Source organism: Rhodococcus sp. 14-2496-1d (genome assembly GCF_002259365.1).
GTDB lineage: Bacteria > Actinomycetota > Actinomycetes > Mycobacteriales > Mycobacteriaceae > Rhodococcoides.
In genome coordinates this window covers 85329-107936 of record NZ_NPFV01000009.1, presented here as the reverse complement: position 1 = coordinate 107936, position 22608 = coordinate 85329, and the positions used below count along the sequence as shown (strand labels likewise).

Below are 22608 nucleotides of genomic sequence, written 5' to 3'. Positions count from 1 at the left end.
CTATCGGGCCGAATCGGCCGCGTCGATCCAGTCGATCGCCTGGCGTAGCGGCATCGGTCGGGCAATGTGATATCCCTGCGCCATGTCCACGCCCAGTGTGCACACGTAGTCCCACATCTGTTGGCTCTCCACGCCTTCGACGACGGTTCGTGCATCGAGCGCTTTCGCCAGTCGCACAGCGGCATCGAGAATGGCTCGGCCGCGCGGGTGGCTCGATGCTCGCTGAAGCAGAGATCGGTCGATCTTGATGACGTCCGGTTCGAGTCTGTCGAGCAGCTCGAGGTTCGAGTATCCGGTGCCGAAGTCGTCGATGCTGATCTTTGCGCCGAATCGTTTCAGTATGCCCAGGGTGTCTCGGGCTCGACCGTGCTCGTCGAGCAATGCGGATTCGGTGACCTCGATGACGAGCTTGTCGAACCCTCCTGGTGGTGCCCAGGTGATGAGACGGTCGATCACGTCGCGTTCGTCGAGTTCGATTCCGGAGAAATTCGCGGCCACCTGTGGGCGGGTCTCACCGAGCTCGCCTTCGAGTAGGTTCAGATCCGCATCGAGCAACGTGAGAACGATCTTTCCCAACGCCCGGAGATGGCCTGTCTGAGTGGCGTGGTCGATGAACTCCTGAGCGGGAACGACGGCCCCGTTCCGCCGCCATCGGACCAGTGCCTCCAGCATCGTCACCCGGCCGGTGCTCACATCGACGATCGGCTGGTAGTGCAACTCGAAATCCTTGTTGCGGAACGCTTCTCCCAGCTCGTGGCGGATCGATGCCCGGTCGTCTGCGATCGCGTTCATGCTTGGAGCGAAGTACATGTGACGGTCACGGCCGCACTTCTTCGCTTCGTACATGGCCGTGTCGGCGTTGTGCAGCAGTGCGTCCGCAGTTGTGCCGTCGTCCGGACTCAGGGCGATACCGATCGATGCCGAGACGTACACCGTCGCGTCGACGAGGGTGATCGGGTTCCGTAAGTCCAGAAGAATTCTGTGCGTCAGGATCTCGAGGCTGTCCAGGTCCTCGCTTCGGGTCACGAGAACGGCGAATTCGTCGCCGCCGAGACGACCGACGATGTCGTGTCGGCGTGCGGCCTGCTGCAGTCGTGCAGCAACCGTGCGCAGTACGACATCACCTGCACGATGCCCGAAGCGATCGTTGATCTCCTTGAAGTCGTCCAGGTCGATCCACAGTGCAGCGACTCTCGTGGTCCCGGAATCCAGGAGTTCGGCGAGGCGTGATCGAAAGAACTGTCTGGTGAGCAGACCGGTGTGTCGGTCGAACTGTTCCCGAGCGGCCAGGTCGGCGCTGATTTCGCGTATCCGTGAGGTGTCGTGAACGATTGCAACCGAATGCGGTCCGGCGGGCGAGTCGGATTTCACCGGTACGGCACGGAATTCGATACTGATCGGATGCGACGATCCATGTGCGTCGACGACCGTCCAGCTGTCGAACGCACCGTTGTTCGCCGGACCCGGTTCGATCTCGGGTGAAGGGGCCACGGCTCCGGCCCTTCGATCGATGAGCATCGACAGGCTCGTTCCGATCAATTCGTGTGGCTCGAATCGGGTGATGGCCGTGAAACCGGTGCTGATGGACAGTATCCGGTTCTCGCGATCGAGCACGACGATTCCGGCGGTGACCGTGCCGAAGAGTGCGTCGAGTACGGCGCTCCGCTCCGCTGCCTGGTCCTCGAAGACGCGGCGGTCGGTGACATCGACGGCGCTGCCGATGACCAGTCGGTCGGCGGGGTCGGTCGTACGGACCGTGTGGGCAACTTCTTCGATCCAACGAATCGATCCGTCCGGACGGACGATGCGATACTCGCATGTCCAATCTTGTTCGGCAGCAGCAGAAACAGTGGCGACTCGGTCTCGGTCCTCCGGGTGCACGGTCGACAGAAGTAGCCGCGGCTCTGCCATGACCCTGTCGCGGTCGAGACCGTAGATGTCCTCGACGCGTGAGTTGACGAACGTCAGCGTGCCGGTGGCGTCGCGCTGCCAGACTATCTCGCGGATGGAGTCGGCAACGAGGTGAAAATTGCTCAGTGCGGCATCGCGAGCCCGCCTCGTGGCGCTGATCTCTCCGACATCGGTCACCACCACGATGACACCCCGCACGTCGCCGTCGGAACCCAGATAAGGCTGGGTCTGCAGCAGGTAATCGGCGTTGGCGCTGCTGATTTCGCGTATGCGCGACTGGCGATGTTCGAGTGTCGCGTTGAGGTCCTCTTCGAGGCCGGGGATCTCGACCGTGGAGGGAATGGCTGTGAGCGGTCGGCCTCGGTCCGCGTCGATCAACGAGAACAAGCGAACGGCGAGGGGAGTGAAGCGGGTGACGCGCAGTTCGCGGTCGATGATGATCAGTCCGCTGGTGAGCGACGACTGAATGTTGGTGAGATCGGAGTTGGCCTGTTGCGCCTCGTTGGTGCGCGCTTGGAGTTCTTGGTTGAGGGTCGTCAGCTCCTCGTTGGTCGCTTCGAGTTCCTCGTTGGCGGCCTGGGCTTCTTCGGTGGTGGCCTGTAATTCCTCCGAGGATGCCTGCAGTTCTTCGTTCATCGCCTGCAGTTCTTCGTTCGAAGATCCGAGGTCGGCGACGATGGCCTCCAGCGCCCGCTGCGTGGAGTCGAGTTGTGCATTCATGTCCAGGACGGGTGTGGACGAATCCACCGTTCCGTGCGTGGGCGCAGACTCCTCGGCGCGGAACGACACGACCGTCCGGGTCGTGAACTCCGTCGATACCCGAGCGCCCGTGATGCGCACGCGATGTGCCTCGCCGGCCACCAATTCCACTGTTGTGGAATCGGTTTGACGCAGTCGACTGAGTAGCGTCCGCACCTTGAGGCGATAGGGTTCCCGGATGATCTCGGCCACCGCCCCGGTCTGTCTACCCTCGCCGACCGTGCACCATCGTGAGACGTCGCCGATCACCTCGATCAGTACATCGCGGTCGTCGACGATCAGCATCGGAGCCGAGGTGATCTGGAGTATGCGGCGGTATGGGAGTTCGGTGTCGGCGCGAGTCGGGCCTGTGCCGCTCGGGAAATTGGCCCCGCCGGCCGGTGGAGCTTGAAGGCGTCGAGTCATGGCGATGGACGGCAGGCGGCTCGAGTCGCCCCGCCGGTAGATTCGGTGTGTGTAGTCGACCGCGGTGAAGACGGCATCGACATTGGAGATTCGCTCCGACAAGCCGAGGACGACGAGCCCGTCCGGCACCAGGGCGTAGTGGCACAGATCCATCACCCGTGCCTGGAGGCGCGGCTCGAAATAGATGAGTGTGTTGCGGAGCGAGATCAGGTGCACCCGAGGAAACGGCGGGTCGTACGCCACATTGTGGCGAGCGATGATCATGCACTCGCGCAGTTCCGGGACGACGGCCCATCCGGCGGTGGACTGATACATCCATCGGTCACGAAGCCGTTGTGGAACGGCCTCGACCTCGGTGGCGCGGTACTGGCCTCGCCGCGCGACGGTCAGCGCAGAGTCGTCGAGGTCGGTGGCGAACACCTTCAATCTGCTGCTCAGCCCACTCCTGTTCTCGGCACCATCGAGAGCATCGGCAGCCAACATCGCAATCGTGTAAGCCTCTTCTCCCGTTGCACATCCGGGTATCCACAGGCGGAGGGGTTCGTGAGCCGCCAGCGAACGGACCACGGTCTTCAACCGCAGTCCCACGGTCTCCCACACTGCTCCGTCGCGGAAGAACGAGGTGACACTGACGAGAACCGCTCGTGCGAGTGCACCGGCTTCGGCGGTGTCGTCCGCCAGCGAGGCGGCATACTCGGCCACCGAGATCCCTTTATAGTGTCGACGACGCTCGATCTGTCGACTCAACGTGGAACGCTTGTAGCCCGAGTAGTCGATACCGGTGGCCAGGCGCAGGCACTCGACGATCGTCGCCAGATATGCCGCGTCCGGATCCGGGGTGTCGGTCGAGACCTCCGACCGGGGTCGGTCCTCCGCCGCTGCCCCGTCCGTTGTGGGACCGGTCTGCTCGTCCGCAGGGCGCGCCGATCGTCCGAACAACAGGTCGTGCAGTTCGGTGCCGATGGACTCGGCAGGAGCGGTCAGATTCACCGACCCGGTGTCGAGGGTGGAGGTGGGCATCTGCTCGAATGCCGCGGTCGTCGGGTCCTGGACTGCAACGACCCCGCCGCCGTCGCGGATCGCGGTCGCCCCGGCGGCACCGTCACCGCCGCTGCCGGACAGGACCACGCCCACGGCGTCGGGGCCGAATTCCGAGGCCAACGACTGCAGCAACCGATCGATGTTCGGCCATGGTCGCTTGTGTGGACTGGGTTGCGGAAGTCGTATCGAGTCCTTCGCGACCACGATGTCCGAGCCGGGAGGCCCCACGTAGACGACCCCAGGTTCGAGTTTCGCTCCCTCCACGGCGGCCACCACTGCCATCGTCGTGTGGTGCGAGAGAAGTTCCACCAGGGCACTGTCCTGATTCGGAGCTCGGTGCTGAGCTACGACGAAACACCAGGGAGCGGCGGCCGGAGCTCCGGAGAGGAACCTGGCGACCGCGTCCAGTCCACCGGCCGAACTGCCGACTCCGACCACCCGCAATCTGGGATGGCCATCGTTTCCGTCAACCATCGGCAGGCACCTTCCTGGACGTCGGCACTCACTCAACCACACGATGACCGGTACCGTATGTTCTTCGGACGCGCGGACGCGACTCGTCAGCGCCGGGGTGCGAGCGCGACGAGGGTCGTGGCCGCGGAGGTACCCGCGACGACGAACGGCCCCCAGTGCAGGACGCCACCGAGCAACGCGGGAGCGTCGGAGACGAAGGTCGAGAACGTGATCGATGCACCGACGGTCAGGATTCCGACCGCGCCCATCAGGACCTTCGACGACGTCGCTGCATTGCGCAGTAGATTCAGTGCGACGAAACCGAGCAGCACGAGCACAGCCGCGGCGGCCCCGCTGGACAGCAGCGTGGCCGAGGCAGTGTTGCGGACGTCGGCCGCACTTGCTGTCGAATCTTGTTGCGCTACTGTATTTTCGACGCCGGAGAGCACAGGCTCCCAGTTCAGGGCGGCCGCGGCGGCCAATGCGAGAATCAGTGCCGCTGTCAGTGCCCACAGCGCATTCGCGACCTTCGGCAGTACCGAGGAAGTGGGCTCCTGCCGTGGCCGCAGCGGTTCGACGGCGACATCGGGCCGCGGTGGTTGCGGACGGGGAGGGCGGGGCCTCCGCGATGTCGGGTCGTTCTGTTCATCGGCCACGCGCAGGAGTCTATCCGTCGGCGGTGACGGGCCGCTGTCTCAGCGCAGCACCACCGGCACACCCTCGTACGGACGCAGGGTCATCGGGAAGCTGTTCAGCTCGTCAACGGTGGCGATCTCGTTGTCGTCGAAGACATCGACGGCGCATGTACCGGGAACCAGGTGCTTGGACTGGATGGTGGCACTGATCTCCTCGGACGAGAAGTTGAGTACCGTCGCCTGGATTGTTCCCTGGCTGAGCTCGTGCACCATGACCAGCAGGCCCTTGTGCGAGACCGTCGGAATATCGATCTGCTGAGCGGTTGCAATTCCGAACCGCTTGCGCAACTCGATGATTCGCGCCAACTGGCGGGCGAACGACTGTGGGTCGGCCAGCTGCTCGGGGAGCGAGCCGTACAGGCTGCGCCCGCGGGGAATCCCCGACTCCGAGCGCACGGCTTCGGGGAAGTACCCCATCAGATCGTGTGCACCACGGTTGAGCCACCGAGTGTCACCTTCGCGGATGAGGTCGTCGACCTCCTCGGCGTCGATGGGCAGAATGCCGAGCAGATCCCAGCCCGACAGGGCGAACACGCCCGGCTGCAAGGCGTTGTACATCGCCAACAGCAGGTGGGCCCGCTTGACGGTGTCGATGTCTCGCTCGTCCATGCGGTCCAGATCGCGGATGCCCAGCGATGCGGTGATCACGCTCGCTGTGGTGCAGGCGATTCCGTTGGTGGTGAACGTTCGGTTGTACGGTGCCCACCGTCCGGTGAGTCGGTCGGTCAGCTCACCGCGAATACGGTCGCCCAGATCGCTGCCCTTGACCGCCTCGCCGCCGTAGGTGAACTCGTCCTCGGCGTGCAGGGTGGCGAAATGGATGAGCTCGAACGTCATCTCGTCGTGGTTCTGCAACGCGTGCACCAGAGACGCCGTGTCGACGCCGTGATCGCGGGCCAAAGTCATGGTGAGCCTGAGGAATTCGGTGTTCCCCATCACGAGGGCATGCTGATACGCCGGGCGGTTGATGAAGTCGTAGGACAGATCGGCTCCGTTGGCACCCATGGCCTTGATGTCGTCGATGGTCAGGTTCAGCTCCTGGAAGGTGAACCCGCCCATCTTGCGCACCACGCTGGCGATCAGGTGGTTCGCCGCCTCGGACAGTGGATGGCCCTCGGACCAGCCCGGTCCCTCGGCTCGACGCTCCACACCGAGAAAACCGTTGGCGTCCAACCGCAATGCGCCTGCACCCAGATCGGCGATGGAATGGCATGCGTCGCCGATCACCAGTCGCATTCCGGCGAAGGAGGGATCGAGCCAGTTGATCGACGGCTGACCGGCCTTGAAGTAGTGCAGGTACACCCAGCGACGTTCGACGCCGTCGATACCGACGACGGGAGGTGTTGCGCTCCAGTTGGTTTCCTTCACGCCGAGCTCGTAGAAGATGACGCGCTGCAGCTGACCGATGATGTATCCGGCGCGGGCGAGATTGGCCTCGGCCTCGGCGTCGATGTTCTGAGAATCGGCACCGGCCCGCACTCGCGGCAGCAGATGCCAGTCCTGCGGTTCGATCTCGACCATGTGGTAGATGCCGGGGTAGTCGGCTACGGCCATCTCGGCAAGTCTGAAGTCCGCGCCCTTGCCGGTATGGCCGGGAACGATGTCGTCGATCACGATGCCGTCGTACGCCGAGGCCACCACGCACAGGCGTCGGAACTCTTCTTCCGATCCGAATGCGGGGTCGATCTGCATGCCGATCCGGTCGAAGTGACCGTCGACCGAGGGGGTCGGACGCCAACCGTGGATACCGCCTGCCACCTTCACCGGGCCGGTATGCACTGCGGTGACACCGATTTCGGAGAACGCCTGCCACAGCTTCTCGTCGCCGAGAGTGCTCAGGAAACTCGTCTGTGGGGCGTTGATCACCGAGATGGGATACGCGGTGAACCACACCGGTGCGCGCTCGACGGCGGCGCGCGGATCGGGGTCGGCATACGGGTTCTGCCACATGCTGCCCTTGCCCGAGAGTTGCTCGGCGATCAACTTGGCATCGCGCAGCATCGACTGTTCGGTGAGCCAGTCCACGTACTCGGGGTTCGACGCCACCGGTTCGCTGTCGGGAGTGGGGCTGTTGCTTCGGTTGGCGCGACGCACCGAGGGTCGAAGTGGTTTCGGCCGAGCCGGATAGAACTTCTCGTCGTAGGTGATCTCGCTCGGTTCGTGCTGCACTTCGGGATCCATGTGCCTCCGTAGCCTCGCTTTTCCTCAACCCTACGTAGGGCGCGGCCGATCCGCAGGGTTGTGGTTCCCCTGATCGGTGAGCGGTGAAACCTGGCTCGCCGACCGGTGAAACCTACGCCGAACTACACGGATGTGATTCGCCAGGGGCCCTTTCCTTCGATATGCGAACGTCATCGAATCGAGACCGCCTGGTGTGGAATGTCTGATTCGGATAGGCCATAGTGAGTCAGGTACCAACTGACCCATCTGTCACATCAGACTCATGAGTCACATCCCCCTCAGCTACAGGAGTTGTTCATGCGACGTCTTGCCCGCACATCGATCCTGGCCTCGACGGCCGCTCTGGCCGCCGCCATCGGTGCGGTCGCCCTCGCACCGGCAGCATCGGCCGAACCGGCACCCGAACCCGTCGGCCCGCTCGGCTCGGTGGTGCTCGAAAGCCCGGACCTGGTGGTGACCATGGCCGCCGTCTGCGACACCACGGTCGAGGACGCACCCGAGGGCGGTGTCGTCGCACTGCAGGTCAAGGTCGACAACGTCGGCGCGGACGACGCCTCGAACGTCAACGTCAACTACGGCGCACTGCCGGGCGTGCAGGGTCAGAACACCGAGGCGACCATCGAGGCAGGCGAAGCGGCCACGTACACGGTGCCCTCGGTCGATCGTGAATGGATCGCTCGTCCCGCCGGTGCCGCGGCATTCGCCAGTGCACTCGATGCGAACTTCCTCGACAACATCACCGGTGGCCTGCTCAGCCACAGCTGCATTCCCGCACCGGCCGAGGAGCCTGCCGAGTAATTCCTTCCGCAACAGCTTTCTCCCCGCTGCGCCGCGACGATCCTTGCTGATCGTCGCGGCGTACTGCTGTGGAGGGGCTTCGCCCCATGTGAGTAGAAGTTCGTAGCAGGCACCGAATTTCCGTGCACGTGCGGCGCAGCCGCTCCCTCGGGAACAAATTCGCCACACCCTCCGTTGTGCAGGTCAGCAGCCTTGAGTGGATGAGGCTCAAGTTGGAAGTTGACGCGACAGATCGCGTTATGCAAACTTGAGTGGAGTTCGCTCACCCAGGGACTGAATCCACGCAACAACAGGAGGAAACATTATGGCTCGTGCGGTCGGTATCGACCTCGGGACCACCAACTCGGTCGTGTCCGTCCTCGAGGGCGGCGAACCGGTTGTCGTCGCCAACTCCGAGGGATCACGCACCACCCCGTCGATCGTCGCTTTCGCCAAGAACGGTGAAGTGCTGGTCGGCCAGCCCGCGAAGAACCAGGCGGTCACCAACGTCGACCGCACGATTCGTTCCGTGAAGCGCCACGTCGGCACGGACTGGACCGTGGAGATCGACGGCAAGAAGTACACCCCTCAGGAGATCTCCGCGCGCACGCTGCAGAAGCTCAAGCGCGACGCCGAGGCCTACCTGGGTGAGGAAATCACCGACGCGGTCATCACCGTTCCCGCCTACTTCGAGGACGCACAGCGTCAGGCCACCAAGGAAGCCGGCCAGATCGCCGGCCTCAACGTCCTGCGCATCGTCAACGAGCCCACCGCGGCAGCTCTCGCATACGGCCTGGACAAGGGCGACAGCGAGCAGACCATCCTCGTGTTCGACCTCGGTGGCGGCACGTTCGACGTCTCGCTCCTGGAAATCGGCGACGGCGTCGTCGAGGTCCGTGCGACGTCCGGCGACAACCACCTCGGTGGCGACGACTGGGACGAGCGCATCGTGACCTGGCTCGTCGACAAGTTCAAGGCTCAGAACGGCATCGATCTGACCAAGGACAAGATGGCTCTGCAGCGTCTGCGTGAGGCCGCCGAGAAGGCGAAGATCGAACTGTCCTCCGGGCAGAGCACCTCGATCAACCTCCCGTACATCACGGTCGACGGCGACAAGAACCCGCTCTTCCTCGACGAGCAGCTCAGCCGCTCGGAGTTCCAGAAGATCACCTCCGACCTGCTCGACCGCACCCGTGCGCCGTTCCAGGCAGTGGTCAAGGACTCCGGCATCGCCGTCAAGGACATCGACCACGTCGTGCTCGTCGGTGGTTCGACGCGTATGCCCGCAGTCTCCGAGCTGGTCAAGGAACTCTCCGGCGGACGCGAGCCCAACAAGGGCGTCAACCCGGACGAGGTCGTGGCCGTCGGTGCTGCACTGCAGGCCGGTGTGCTCAAGGGTGAGGTCAAGGACGTTCTGCTCCTCGACGTCACGCCGCTGTCCCTCGGCATCGAAACCAAGGGTGGCGTGATGACCAAGCTCATCGAGCGCAACACCACCATCCCGACGAAGCGTTCCGAGACCTTCACCACCGCTGACGACAATCAGCCCTCGGTGCAGATCCAGGTCTTCCAGGGTGAGCGCGAGATCGCCTCGCACAACAAGCTCCTCGGCTCCTTCGAGCTGACCGAGCTGCCCCCGGCTCCTCGCGGCGTCCCGCAGATCGAGGTCACCTTCGACATCGACGCCAACGGCATCGTGCACGTCACGGCCAAGGACAAGGGCACCGGCAAGGAGAACACGATCAAGATCCAGGACGGCTCCGGCCTGTCCAAGGAAGAGATCGACCGCATGGTCGCCGACGCGGAAGCTCACGCAGACGAGGACAAGGCTCGTCGTGAAGAGGCCGAGGTCCGCAACCAGGCCGAGTCCCTCGTTCACCAGACGGAGAAGTTCGTCAAGGACAACGAGGACAAGGTCGACGCCGAGCTCAAGGGACGCGTCGAAACCGCCATCGCCGACGCCAAGACGGCTCTCGCGGGCAGCGACATCTCGGCAGTCAAGACCGCCGTGGAGAAGCTCTCGACCGAGTCGCAGGCTCTCGGCACCGCCATCTACGAGGCTCAGGCCAAGGAGCAGGGCGGCGCAGAGGGTGGCGCGCAGGCCGCTGACGACGGTGTCGTCGACGCAGAGGTTGTCGACGAGCCCGCCGACGACACGGACAAGAAGTGACGTCGGAGAACACCGAGCAAGAACCGGTCACTTTCGTGGACAAGCGAAAGATCGATCCCGAGACCGGTGAAGTACGGGAAGGTGACGCAGTTCCGGAGCCCCTGGTGGGCACCGGGGCTGCGCCCAAGCCCGACTCGGTGGACGAAGGGACCGTCGACGGTGACGTCGTGGAAGACCCGCGTGACACTCAGGTCGCAGAACTCACCGCAGATCTGCAGCGCGTGTCGGCCGAATACGCCAACTACCGGCGTCGTACCGACCGCGAGAAGCAGACCGGAGCGGAGAACGCGAAGGCGTCCGTCGTCTCGCAGCTCCTTCCGGTTCTCGACGACCTCGAGCGAGCTCGCCAGCACGGCGATCTCGAAACCGGACCGCTCAAGGCTGTGGCAGACAAGTTGGCAGGGGTGTTCTCGAACATCGGCCTGACCACCTTCGGAGCCGAGGGCGACGCCTTCGACCCGGCCATCCACGAGGCGGTCTCCCACGAGGGCGACGGCAGCAGTCCGGTCGTCGGGACGCTGATGCGTCCGGGCTACAAGCTCGGCGAGCGCGTCCTGCGGACCGCGATGGTCGGCGTCGTGGACAGTGCAGCGCAAGAATCGGATGCACCTGCGTCCGACGAGCAGTAGACAGAAAACAGCGAGAGGAGGAAACGCCCGGTGAGCCAGCGGGAGTGGATCGAGAAGGACTTCTACAAGGAGCTGGGCGTTTCCTCCAGCGCGACTGCAGAAGAGATCAAGAAGGCGTACCGAAAGCTGGCCAGGGACAACCATCCCGACGCCAATCCCGGCAACGCCTCGGCCGAGAACAAGTTCAAGGCGGTCAGCGAGGCGCATGCCGTCCTCGCCGACCCGGCCAAGCGCAAGGAATACGACGAAGCACGACGACTGTTCGCCTCGGGCGGATTCGGTAGCCGCGGTGGCGGTGGATTCTCGCCCGGTGCAGGCGGATTCGGCGGTGGAGGCCAGACCTTCGACGTCGGCGACATATTCGGTCAGGGCGGCGGCGACGGCGGAATCGGCGACCTGTTCGGCGGCCTGTTCAATCGCGGCGGCGCGCAGCAGCGCACCCAGAGCAACCGGCCCCGACGCGGCAGCGACGTCGAGACCGAGACCTCACTGCAGTTCCGTGAAGCGGCACAGGGCGTCACGGTCCCTTTGAAGCTGACCAGCCCGTCCTCGTGCACCACCTGCCACGGCAGCGGCGCGAAGCCCGGGACCAGCCCGCGGGTGTGCCCCCGATGCAACGGCCAAGGCGTCGTCAACAGAAACCAAGGCGCGTTCGGCTTCAGTGAGCCGTGCGACGACTGCCGCGGAAGCGGATCCATCATCGACGACCCGTGCGCCGACTGCCGCGGAACCGGAGTGCAGAACCGCACCCGGACCATTACCGTGCGCGTCCCGGCCGGCATCAGTGACGGCCAGAAGGTGCGACTCGCCGGTCAGGGCGAAGCAGGCCTGCGCGGCGCGCCGTCGGGCGACCTGTTCGTGACCGTACGGGTCAAGCCCGACAAGGTGTTCGGCCGCACGGGCGACGACCTGACGGTGACCGTTCCGGTGAGCTACGGCGAACTGGTGCTGGGTACCACGTTGTCGGTGCCCACCCTCGACGGTCGCGTGGGAGTGAAGGTTCCACCCGGCACCGTCGACGGCCGAGTGTTGCGTGTGCGCGGTCGCGGTGTGCCGAAGAAGTCCGGTACCGGCGATCTGATGGTGACCGTCAAAGTTGCCGTCCCGCAAAAACTGGACGATGCTGCCACCGAAGCTCTGAAGACTTATCTGGAAGCCGAGAAGGCCAGCGGATTCGACCCGCGGGCCGGGTGGGCAGGTGTGTGATGTCGGTCCCTCCCGAGGGTGGATCCGCGAAAGCCGGTGGCGGCCAAGCTGATCCCGACGCCCAGGTCTTCGTGATCTCGGTGGCGGCACAGCTGGCCGGCATGCATGCGCAGACGCTGCGCACCTACGATCGACTCGGTTTGGTCACCCCCCACCGCACCACCGGCGGTGGGCGCCGCTACTCGCCGCGTGATGTCGCGCTGCTCCGTGAAGTACAGCGACTCTCGCAGGACGAAGGCGTCAACCTCGCCGGTATCAAGCGCATCATCGAGCTGACCAATCAGGTCGAGGCATTGCAGGCACGGGTTTCGGAGTTGGCTCAGGATTTGGCCAACGTGCACGCCAGTTATCGCCGCGACCTGGTGCCGATCCAGCGCAACGCCCTGGTGGTCTGGAAGCCACGCCACCAGCGTTAGATTCGCTTCACGTTTCTCCCGCGTCTGTTCGCAAAAGCGCGCGCCTTTGTCAGGTGCGCGCAGTTTCGGCCCCGTTGGTCCGCAAACGCGCGCGCCTTTGTCAGGTGCGCGCAGTTATGCCGGTGATTCGGCACCATTTCGCGCGCGTTCAGCGAATGCGCGCGCGTTTGCGGTGGCGAGTGGTGCTGAGGGGCGAACCTGGGCGGGGCTGGGCTGTGCGGGACGGGATCGGTTCACGGGGGCTGCGTTGTGGGTGTCTCGGGCGCACCTCCTCGCAAACGCGCGCGCCTTTGTCGGGTGCGCGCATTTTCGTCGGTGATTCGGTCGACATTTCGCGCGCGTTCAGCGAATGCGCGCGCGTTTGCGACCCCAACGCGCGCCCGACCCCGACGCGCGACCCCGACCTCGACGCCGACGCGCGCCGACCCCGACCTCGACCCCGACGCGCGCCCACCTCGACCTCGACCCCAACGCGCGCGCGTTTGCTAGACACCCGGCGTCGACCCCTATTCTGGTCGGCATGCAGGCGTGGAGTTCGACGGTCGTTCAGTATCACCGTCTTCGGAACGATCTCGCCGTGATCAGACTCGAGGGCGACGCGGTGCCGTTTCGGGCGGGCCAGTCGGTGTCGGTCACGGTTCCTCAGAACACTGCTCTGACGCGGCGGTACTCACCTGCGTTGCCGCCTTCTCGAGACGGCAAGCTGGAATTCCATGTTCGAGCCGTGCCTGCCGGTTGGGTGAGCGGATCGATCGTCAACGAGACGCGGCCCGGTCATGTATGGCAGATCAGCGATCCGCAGGGTGGTCTCCATGTCGACGATTCAGGGCGCGATGTGGTCATGATTGCGGGTGGCACCGGTCTCGCCCCGTTGCGGGCGATTCTGCTCGACCTCACACGTCGAGAGCAGCCGCCGAACGTGACGCTCTTCGTCGGCGGTAAGTCGCCTCGTGATCTGTATGCGGGCGACATGCTGTGGCTGATGGCGGCGGAGTTCCGGTGGTTGACAGTGGTACCCGTGGTCGATCAGTTGCACGAGCCGTGGGCGTCGGATCGATGGAACGACCGAATTCATGCCGAGATCGGTTCCAGCGCATCGTTCTTCGAGCCGGAGCATTGCTGGGAGGGCAGTGTGGCCGACGTCGTCGCGACGCAGGGGCCGTTCCCGGATCGCCAGATCCTGGTTTGCGGCTCACCGGGTATGGAAGCAGCGACCGTGCGCGCGCTGGTCGAAATCGGCACCCCACTCGACACCATCCGCCGCTCGAGCACTGTCCTCTGAAAATCAGAGCAGTTGCAGAATCCGACGTAGGTGCGCCAGGTCTTCGGCGGAAACTGTCGTGAATTCCGGCGGCGGGGCGTCGGCGATTGCTCGGGCCTTCTCGGCGAGGAGACGTCCGGTGTCGGTGAGCCCGATGATGCGGCGTCGGCGATCCTTGGGATCTTCGGTACGCAGAACCAGCTCGCGTTTCTCGAGTTCGCGGACGTTGAGCGAGATGTACGGCGCGTCGGAGGCGAGGATCTCGGCCAGCTCGGTGATCGTCCGATCGCCGGTGAGCAACTTGGTCAGCAGCCTTGCTCGCAGGAAACTCATCCCGGTGGCGTCGGCGACGGCTCGTCGGGTGTCGTGCTTCTCGAGCATCAGTGCGCGCATCTCGCGCCAGACGTGTGCTGCATCGCCGGTCATACGAGCACCGGTTGGTCGATTCGATCGGCGGTTGCGCGTGCCCATCGGCCGGTGGTGACCACTGCGAGCGCGGTGACGATCACGCCTGCGCCTGCGATGACGAACCAGGCAGGGACCGCGGCGGCGGTGAAGCCGTCGGAGATCTCGCCGACGATGCTCGCTGTGACGATGGATCCGACGACGGCCACGCCCAGCGATTGACCCACCTGCCTGCTCGTCGATGCGATGGCCGATGCCACTCCGGCCTGGCTACGTGGCATTCCGGACACGGCGGTGTTGGTGATCGGGGCGTTGACCATGCCGAAGGATACTCCGAAGATCACGTACGCGACGGCCAGCCAAGCGAACGACGTCGTCGGAGTCAGTCGAGTGAGCATCAGTGCCGAGGCCACGAAGCCGACTCCGGCGACGAGCAGCGGAATGCGCGCTCCGAGGGTGCCGACGATGCGACCGGAGATCGGCGCGAAGATCAAGGTCATCAACGCCATCGGCAGGGTGTAGAGACCGGCGTGCAGTGGTGAGTATCCGCGCACGTCCTGCAGGTAGAGGGTGTTGAGGAACAGGAATCCGCCGAGGGATGCGAACGCGCACACGGCGATCACCGTCGCTCCGCTGAAGGGTGCGCTCCTGAAGAACTTCAGTTGGATGAGCGGTTCCTCGATCCGCGACTCGACCACCAGCAGTCCGACGAGAGAGCCGACGGCGACGGCGCCGGTGAACACGATCAGCGGGGATCCCCAACCCTTCGCGGGACCTTCGATGATGGTGAACACGAGGGACGCGAGGAACGCGAAGATGAGGAACTGGCCTGCAGGGTCGAATTTGCGTGAGTGTTCGGCTTTGGATTCCGGGACGAACTTCAGTGTCATCGCCAGCGCGAAGATTCCGATCGGAACGTTGATCCAGAAGATCGACTGCCAACCGGCACCGGTGACGAGGACTCCGCCGAGGGCGGGGCCGGCCGACATCGAGATGCCGACGACGGCACCCCACATGCCGATCGCTCCTGCGCGTTCTTTCGGATCGGTGAAGGTGTTGGTGATGATCGACATCGCGACGGGGTTCATCATCGAGCCACCGATTGCCTGGAGCATGCGGAAGGCGACGAGCCAGCCGAGCGACGGTGCGATGCTGCACAGTAGGGAGCCGAGGACGAACGTTCCGGTGCCGATCAGGAAGAAGCGCTTGCGGCCGTACTTGTCGGCCATCGAGCCGCCGAGCATCAACAGTGATGCCACGACCAGCGTGTATGCGTCGATGATCCATTGCAGACCCGAGACCGATGCGTTCAGATCCGCGCGCATCGACGGCAGCGCGACGTTGACGATCGTGTTGTCGGTGCTGACGAGGAACAGGCTCAGGCAGCAGATGCCGAGCACGAGATACCGGTGTCGTCGAGTCAACTCGGCCACGTTCACCTCCACGATAATGCTTGTATATCTACAACTATTACATGAGTACTCCTAAATTGTTCGACGAGCAAGTGAGATGCGGGCCGGGCAGGCCCGATAGGGTGTGTGTCACAGACTTGCTCGAACCCGATTGCTCGCTGAATGGAGAACAACAGTGGCTTCCGAGATCGCACCAGGCGACCTGGTTCAGGCGTCCGGGCATGCCGGCCCGTGGAAGGTGCTCGAGATCCGTCAGGGTCTGGCGTTGCTCGAGCATCACGACGGTCATCGGTTGTCGGTACGCACTACCACGGTCGAGGTGGTGCGGAAGGCGTCGAACAGTGAAGGTTCGGCTCGGCAGGCCGAGACGGAGACCGACAGCCCCTCACTGTTCGACGAGAGCTGACCTACCGCCCTCTACCGTCGACTGCGTACTTCTGGCGCAGCGACTTCGAGATCTGCTTGTACTCACGCAGCTTCTCGCTGCGTGCTCGTGCATCGTGCCTGGAGGTGGCCCAGGCGTTCTCCCGCAACAGCTTTCGGTAGTTGCCTAACCGTCTCTCGGTGAGCTCGCCCGCGTCGACGGCGGCGAGTACCGCGCACCCGGGTTCGCGTTCGTGCGCGCAGTCAGCGAATCGACACGACGCGGCGAGTTCGTCGATGTCGGAGAAGGCACTCGCCACAGCGTCTTCCGATCCTTGGACGCCCACCGAACGTAGTCCAGGCGTGTCGAGCAGCACCAGTTCTCTCTCCGCGATGGGCACCAATTCCCGATGCACCGTCGTGTGCCTGCCTTTGCCGTCGCCCTCGCGGGTCGCCCCGGTGGCGAGAACCGCACCGCCCAACAGAGCGTTGCCGAGTGTCGACTTGCCCGATCCCGACGGGCCGATCAGGGCGACCGTGCCGCGCAGATGTGCTGCCAGCGAATCGATTCCGCCGTCCGATACTGCACTGGTGCTGCACACGGTGACGCCCGGCGCGGCGGACGACAACACTTCTTCGGCGACGCTTCCGCTGTCGGTCTTGGTTATCGCGAGGACGGGAACAGCGCCGCTGCCCCAGGCGAGGGTGATGTAGCGCTCGACGCGACCGAGGTCGAGGTCGGTGTCCGACGCGACCGTGACGACGACGGTATCGACGTTGGCTGCGAGAACCTGTGTGTCGGATGTGGTTCCGGCGGAGGCGCGTTCGACGGCCGTCCGGCGGGGCAGGATGGCGATCAGCCGGAACAATTCTGCGTCGAGTGCCACCCAATCCCCGGTGCAGACGGCACCGCCCGTACATCGAGCGATTCCGTTCTCGGTGGCGGCGTCGAATCCGCCGCGGTCGACGCGAACTACGCGGGCGAGAACTGCGTCCTGAGAATGCTTTTCGAACTCATCGAGCCAGTGCCGATCGAGGCCGTAGTGAAGTAGAGAGGACATGCGAGGGTTCCTTCGGAGAGGAGTGACGTGGGCTCGGGTGTGCGCTCGTCCAGGTGGCCACGATGCCCACCTCCTCACTGTTGGAATACACAAAAAGAAACCGTCGACGGCAAAGTTACAGCCGTCGACGGTTCGAAGGAAAGCGAATTTATCGGGTGAGGTTGGTGCCCTCCGCCGGCGCTGCGAGCGCGGTGAGGAACGAGCGCGCCCAGCGATCGACGTCGTGGGCGAGAACCTGCCTGCGCATGGCGCGCATGTGACGCTTGCCCGACTCCGGGTCCTGCTCGAGGGCTCCGATGATCGCGTCCTTCACGCTGTCGAGGTCGTGCGGGTTGCACAGGTATGCCTGTCGCAATTCGGCTGCAGCACCGGTGAATTCACTGAGCACCAGTGCGCCACCGAGATCGCTGCGGCAGGCCACGTACTCCTTGGCGACCAGGTTCATGCCGTCGCGCAATGGGGTGACCAGCATGACGTCGGCGGCGACGAAGTAGGCCAGCAGGTCGTCGCGGGGGATGGGCCGGTGCAGGTAGTGCACCACGGGATGGCCCACCTGGCCGTACTCGCCGTTGATGCGGCCCACCTGCTGCTCGATCTCACCGCGCATGGCGACGTAGCTCTCGACGCGCTCACGGCTGGGCGTCGCCAACTGCACGATGACGTTCTCGGCCGGATCGACGCGGCCCTCTTCGAGCAGTTCACGGAACGCGTTGAGCCGAACGTCGATTCCCTTGGTGTAGTCGAGGCGATCGACGCCGAGCATGATGCGCTTGGGGTTGCCCAGGTCCTTGCGCAGTTGCTTGGCCCGATCACGGACGGCCTTGGAGCGAGACTTGGTGTCGAGGTCACCGGAATCGATGGAGATCGGAAACGCGCCGACTCGCACGGTCCGGAAGCCGACCTGCACGACGCCCAACTTCGACCGCACTCCGACGGTTCCGCGGGACGTGGTTCCCCCGGCGAGGCGTCGGGCAAGGTAGAGGAAGTTCTGGGCACCGCCGGACAGGTGGAACCCGATCAGATCTGCACCGAGCAGTCCTTCGACAATCTCGGTGCGCCACGGCATCTGCATGAACAGCTCGATCGGCGGGAACGGGATGTGCAGAAAGAATCCGATGGTCAGGTCGGGGCGCAGCATCCGCAGCATCTTCGGGACGAGCTGGAGCTGGTAGTCCTGAATCCAGACCGTCGCGCCCTGTGCCGCGGCCTCGGATGTCTTCTCGGCGAAGCGACGGTTCACCTCGACGTAGGCGTTCCACCAGTCGCGGTCGTACTCCGGCTTGACGATGACGTCGTGGTAGAGCGGCCACAGTGTCGCGTTGGAGAAGCCCTCGTAATACTGGGTGTACTCCTTCTCGCTGATCGGCACCGGCCGCAGCTGCAGGTCGTCCTCGACGAACGGCTCGACGTCGACGTCCGAGACGCCGACCCACCCCACCCACGCGCCCTTGTTGGCACGCAGAATCGGTTCGAGAGCGGTGACCAACCCGCCAGGGCTTCGCTTCCATCGTGTGCTCCCGTCCGGGAGCTTTTCCAGATCGACCGGCAACCGGTTGGCTACGACGACAAAATCCGAACCCTGCGAGGCGTCAGCCACAACTGTCCAATCCGCTTGTAGATCCTTGGGTAAACAGTCCTGCGAAGAGCGTCAGTCGGTCTTCGCTACGGGATCTATACCCAACATCGACAGCAACATGCGGCACTCGTCGGCATCGGTCGCGTAGGCCGCGACGACGCGCTGAGCCTGGCTGGCCGTCTCGTATTCGAGTGGGACGATGTCTTCGTCGGCGATGTCGTTGTCGGTGGAGGTCTTGGCAGGCATGGTGTTCTCCGTACTCTCTGCTGGGCTTACATGGTGTTCGTTGGTCCCGACTCTATGTAAATGTGGCACCCCATCGCCAGTTCCCGATGCCCTAGGCTGCAGCAAATGACCGTTTCTGTGCCGCTCCGCCGTGCTCGGACAGTGGTGGAGGTGCCCTCTCCGGCCACCGGCTCCGCAATTCTGCGTCGCACCGTTCGACGGCATCGCACCCGCCTGATCGTCTCGTCGCTGCTGTTCGGGGTACATCAACTGTGCGAAACGATGGTCCCGGTGGCGATCGGACTGATCGTCTCGCGGGCCATCGACACCGGTGATGTGACCGCGATGGTGCTCTCGTTGGTCGGTCTGGCGGCCTTGTTCGTCACCCTGTCGTACGCGTGGCGGATCGGTGCCCGCATCATCGTGGTCGCCATCGAGCGGGAGGCGCACCTGGTGCGCGTGGAGGTCGCCGGTCGCGTCCTCGATCCGCGGGGTGTGCGTACCGAGTTGTCGGCGGGCGAGTTGCTGACGGTCTCGACGTCCGACGCCGAGAAGGAGTCCTGGATTCTCGATCTGATCGCACGGGTCTTCGCGTCCGCGGTGGCGGTCGTCGCGTCCGCCGTCGCGCTGATCGTGATCGACGTTCCGCTCGGTCTCGCCGTGGTCATCGGGACACCGGTCATCCTCATCGCGCTGCAACGACTCGCTCCGTTGCTCACCCGTGCTGCCACTGCGCAGCAGGCCGAGGTGGCCGGGGTGTCGGGTATGGCAACCGATCTGGTCAGCGGTGTCCGGCCGCTTCGCGGAATCGGTGCCGAGGATGCCGCGACGCAGCGATTCGTGACATCGAGTCGAACAGCGTTGGCTGCGACTCTGAAGCTCGCTCGCGCGAACAACGTCTATCAGGGCCTGTCCGCAACGGTCAACGCGTTGCTGGCCGTCGGAATCGCCGGTACCGCCGGGTGGTTCGCGCTGCAGGGCCGGATCTCGGTCGGCGAGTTGATCACCGTCATCGGCCTCGCGCAGTTCGTCATCGAACCTCTCACCGGATTGTCGAAGATCCCCGGCGTGGTGGCGATGGTGCGCGGATCCGCCGATCGGCTCGCCCTCGTACTCGGTGCGGAACACGTTCTACCGCAGTCCGAGTCAACGGTTCCGGTAGACACAGATCTTGCCGTCGACGACGTTCGGTTCCGATCGCTCGACGGTCTCACGTTCCACACAGAACCGGGCGAGATGCTCGGCGTGGTCACATACCGGCCGCAGGACGGGGAAGCGCTCGCTACGCTGCTGTCCGGTCAGATCTCCGACGCCGACTACACCGGATCGGTTCGTATCGGCGGTATTTCGGCGGGAGAGATCGATCTTCGACGCGCCCGAGAGACCGTGCTCGTCGAACCCCACATCACCGACCTGTTCGCGGGAACCGTCCGCAGCAACGTCACCGCAGGCCGGGAGCGGCCCGACGCCGAACTCGACGTCGTGCTGCACGCCTCCGCGGCCACCGACGTCGTCGAATTGCACGAGGCCGGTCTCGATCACGCCGTCACCGACCGCGGAGCCAGCCTGTCCGGTGGCCAACGCCAGCGAGTGGCGTTGGCGCGCGCACTGTCGGTCGACGCCCCGGTCCTGGTGCTGCACGACCCCACCACGGCCGTCGACGCCGTCACCGAGCACGCCATCGCCCGCGGCATCGCCGAACTTCGACATACCGAACGAGGCTCGCAGACAACGATCCTCATCACCACGAGCCCCGCGTTGCTGTCGGTGACCCATCGCGTTCTCGTCGTCGACGACGGTCGCGTCGTCGCCGAGGGCACGCACCACCATCTCGCGTCCTCGGACGCGCAGTACAAGGACGCGGTGCTGCGATGACCACCCCCGAACTTCTTCCCATCGCCACCGGTGCTCGCTCAGGTCGGTGGCTGCTCGAACAGCTGCGTCTGCGGAAAGTTCGCACCGCGGTGACGCTGCTGCTGGGCGCAATTGCCGCGGCCATGTCACTGGTACCCGTCTACGTGCTGGGTGTTCTGGTCGACCGTGTCCGCGACGGCGCCGACACGTCGACGATCATCGGGGTAGTCGTCGTGATCTCGGTGGCCGCGGTGATCGGCGGCATCGTCACCGGTTTCAGCGGCTATCTCATCAGCACTCTCGGTGAGGGCATTCTGGCGTCGCTGCGCGAGGCCGTCGTGCGCCGCGCGCTGCATCTGCCCGTTGCCACCTTGGAGCGAGTGGGCAAGGGCGACTTGCTCTCCCGGGTCGGCGACGACGTCGCTGTGATGGCCAAGTCGATCGGTGAGGTGATCCCGCAGCTGGTCGGTGCGATCCTGCTCGTGTGTCTGAGCATGATCACGATGCTCGGCATCGATTGGCGGCTCGGCCTGGCGGGGCTCGTCGCGCTGCCGATGTACGTCCTCGCGCTGCGGTGGTATCTGCCGCGCTCGGCGCCGAAGTACGCGGCCGAACGCGTCGCGATGGGGGAGCGAGCACAGTCGTTCGTCAGCAGCATGCAGGGCGCGAAAACCGTTCGTGCGTACGGACTCGAGTCGGCGCACCTGAGCGAGATCGACCGAGCGTCGGCGAAGGCCCGAGACATCGGAGTCGACGTGTTCCGCCTGTTCACCCGCTTCGGATCTCGGAGCAACCGCGCCGAGTGCGTCGGACTGTCGGTGATCCTGCTGGCCGGATTCCTGCTCGTACGAGGCGATTACGTGACCGTCGGCGAGACGACGGCTGCAGCGCTGCTATTCCATCGCCTGTTCAATCCGATCGGCACCCTGCTGTTCACGTTCGACGACATCCAGTCCGCCGGTGCGTCGTTGGCGCGTCTGGTCGGCGTCATCGACATCCCCGACGAGCGACCCGTCGGCGACGGTTCCGTGCCCGCCGACGCCACCTTGGACGTCACCGATCTGCGGCACGAGTACGAGTCCGGGCACGAGGTGCTGCACGGGGTGAACCTGAAGGTCGGTGACGGCGAGACCGTCGCACTCGTCGGATCCACCGGTGCAGGCAAATCCACGATCGCAGCGATCGCGGCCGGTTCCATGGCGTCGACGGCAGGGACGGTTCGTGTCGGCGGAGCATCACTGGATGCGCTGGGCAGCGACGGGTTACGACGACACGTGGCGATCGTCAGCCAGGAGGTCCACGTGTTCGCCGGCCGATTGATCGACGACGTGCGGCTCGCCGCCCCGGCTGCCGGTCGCGACGACGTCGAAGCCGCGCTGCGTACCGTCGGAGCGTGGGGGTGGGTCGAGGCGCTCGATAACGGACTCGACACCTCCGTCGGTGAGGGCGGGCACCAGTTGACCGCGGCACAATCGCAGCAATTGGCCTTGGCACGTTTGGTTCTCGCCGATCCCGCCGTCGCGGTGCTGGACGAGGCCACCGCGGAAGCCGGCAGTTCCGGTGCTCGCGATCTCGAGGCCGCCGCCGAGGCGGCCACGAAGGGACGCAGCACGTTGATCGTCGCGCATCGCCTGACGCAGGCCGCTGCGGCCGACCGCGTGGTTGTGTTGGAGCACGGCCGGATTCTGGAGCAGGGTCCGCACGAGGAGCTGGTCGCGGCCGGTGGACGATACGCACAGTTGTGGGAGGCGTGGCAAGGCCGCTGATCGATATAGGGATTTGCCTAAGGCTATTAGTTTTGGTTACGG

Annotated in this window: 17 protein-coding genes; 9 read left to right on the top strand and 8 right to left on the bottom strand. The window is 64.8% G+C overall.

The window, feature by feature from the left end; all coding sequences use genetic code 11:
* The 3 genes from CH296_RS05920 to treS all read right to left on the bottom strand — a co-directional run bounded on the left by CH296_RS05920 (nucleotide 1) and on the right by treS (nucleotide 7445).
* Complete coding sequence (locus CH296_RS05920) at nucleotides 1-4590, bottom strand: EAL domain-containing protein (protein ID WP_094684232.1); 4590 nt, start codon at nucleotides 4588-4590, stop codon at nucleotides 1-3.
* Nucleotides 4591-4676: 86 nt separating this feature from the next.
* On the bottom strand, nucleotides 4677-5225 hold the full coding sequence (locus tag CH296_RS05915) for a hypothetical protein (RefSeq protein WP_094684231.1): 549 nt from the start codon (nucleotides 5223-5225) through the stop codon (nucleotides 4677-4679).
* A 39-nt stretch (nucleotides 5226-5264) separates the two neighbouring features.
* The gene (treS, locus tag CH296_RS05910) at nucleotides 5265-7445 is read right to left on the bottom strand and encodes a maltose alpha-D-glucosyltransferase (protein ID WP_032396074.1); all 2181 of its coding nucleotides are present in this window, start codon (nucleotides 7443-7445) and stop codon (nucleotides 5265-5267) included.
* Nucleotides 7446-7742: 297 nt separating this feature from the next.
* On the opposite strand from treS, the gene CH296_RS05905 reads away from it, so the two are divergent.
* The 6 genes from CH296_RS05905 (at nucleotide 7743) to CH296_RS05880 (ending at nucleotide 13925) form a co-directional block, all read left to right on the top strand.
* Nucleotides 7743-8243, top strand: coding sequence for a hypothetical protein (locus tag CH296_RS05905; protein WP_045196877.1), 501 nt, complete (start codon nucleotides 7743-7745; stop codon nucleotides 8241-8243).
* A 304-nt stretch (nucleotides 8244-8547) separates the two neighbouring features.
* A complete protein-coding gene (gene dnaK / locus CH296_RS05900) occupies nucleotides 8548-10392 on the top strand; it encodes a molecular chaperone DnaK (protein ID WP_032376212.1) in 1845 nt (614 codons plus the stop codon).
* On the top strand, nucleotides 10389-11021 hold the full coding sequence (gene grpE / locus CH296_RS05895; RefSeq protein ID WP_094684230.1) for a nucleotide exchange factor GrpE: 633 nt from the start codon (nucleotides 10389-10391) through the stop codon (nucleotides 11019-11021). The genes dnaK and grpE overlap by 4 nt, the downstream gene beginning before the upstream one ends.
* Nucleotides 11022-11051: 30 nt before the next feature.
* Complete coding sequence (gene dnaJ / locus CH296_RS05890) at nucleotides 11052-12227, top strand: molecular chaperone DnaJ (protein ID WP_094645850.1); 1176 nt, start codon at nucleotides 11052-11054, stop codon at nucleotides 12225-12227.
* On the top strand, nucleotides 12227-12643 hold the full coding sequence (locus CH296_RS05885; RefSeq protein ID WP_045196872.1) for a heat shock protein transcriptional repressor HspR: 417 nt from the start codon (nucleotides 12227-12229) through the stop codon (nucleotides 12641-12643). The genes dnaJ and CH296_RS05885 overlap by 1 nt, the downstream gene beginning before the upstream one ends.
* Before the next feature lie 520 nt (nucleotides 12644-13163).
* A complete protein-coding gene (locus CH296_RS05880) occupies nucleotides 13164-13925 on the top strand; it encodes an FAD-binding oxidoreductase (RefSeq protein WP_045200378.1) in 762 nt (253 codons plus the stop codon).
* Nucleotides 13926-13928: 3 nt separating this feature from the next.
* Here the strand turns inward: CH296_RS05880 and CH296_RS05875 are convergent, their stop codons facing one another.
* The gene (locus CH296_RS05875) at nucleotides 13929-14330 is read right to left on the bottom strand and encodes a MarR family winged helix-turn-helix transcriptional regulator (RefSeq protein WP_179277637.1); all 402 of its coding nucleotides are present in this window, start codon (nucleotides 14328-14330) and stop codon (nucleotides 13929-13931) included.
* A complete protein-coding gene (locus CH296_RS05870; RefSeq protein ID WP_094684327.1) occupies nucleotides 14327-15742 on the bottom strand; it encodes an MFS transporter in 1416 nt (471 codons plus the stop codon). Before CH296_RS05870 ends, CH296_RS05875 begins: the two co-directional genes overlap by 4 nt.
* A 154-nt stretch (nucleotides 15743-15896) precedes the next feature.
* Between CH296_RS05870 and CH296_RS05865 the strand changes: the two genes are divergently transcribed.
* Nucleotides 15897-16127: a hypothetical protein gene (locus CH296_RS05865; RefSeq protein WP_032396068.1), complete on the top strand. Its 231-nt coding sequence runs from the start codon at nucleotides 15897-15899 to the stop codon at nucleotides 16125-16127.
* A gap of 1 nt (nucleotide 16128) precedes the next feature.
* Here the strand turns inward: CH296_RS05865 and rsgA are convergent, their stop codons facing one another.
* The 3 genes from rsgA to CH296_RS28830 all read right to left on the bottom strand — a co-directional run bounded on the left by rsgA (nucleotide 16129) and on the right by CH296_RS28830 (nucleotide 18967).
* Nucleotides 16129-17145, bottom strand: a complete 1017-nt coding sequence (rsgA, locus tag CH296_RS05860) for a ribosome small subunit-dependent GTPase A (protein WP_094684228.1) — start codon at nucleotides 17143-17145, stop codon at nucleotides 16129-16131.
* Nucleotides 17146-17293: 148 nt separating this feature from the next.
* A complete protein-coding gene (locus CH296_RS05855; protein ID WP_032396066.1) occupies nucleotides 17294-18742 on the bottom strand; it encodes a trehalose-6-phosphate synthase in 1449 nt (482 codons plus the stop codon).
* 51 nt (nucleotides 18743-18793) lie between these two features.
* On the bottom strand, nucleotides 18794-18967 hold the full coding sequence (locus CH296_RS28830) for a hypothetical protein (RefSeq protein WP_008710019.1): 174 nt from the start codon (nucleotides 18965-18967) through the stop codon (nucleotides 18794-18796).
* Between the two features lie 105 nt (nucleotides 18968-19072).
* Here CH296_RS28830 and CH296_RS05850 point away from each other — a divergent pair, with 105 nt between their 5' ends.
* Together CH296_RS05850 and CH296_RS05845 are read left to right on the top strand one after the other, a co-directional pair.
* Nucleotides 19073-20821, top strand: a complete 1749-nt coding sequence (locus CH296_RS05850; RefSeq protein WP_179272994.1) for an ABC transporter ATP-binding protein — start codon at nucleotides 19073-19075, stop codon at nucleotides 20819-20821.
* Nucleotides 20818-22566, top strand: a complete 1749-nt coding sequence (locus tag CH296_RS05845) for an ABC transporter ATP-binding protein (protein WP_094684227.1) — start codon at nucleotides 20818-20820, stop codon at nucleotides 22564-22566. The genes CH296_RS05850 and CH296_RS05845 overlap by 4 nt, the downstream gene beginning before the upstream one ends.
* Nucleotides 22567-22608: the final 42 nt, after the last annotated feature.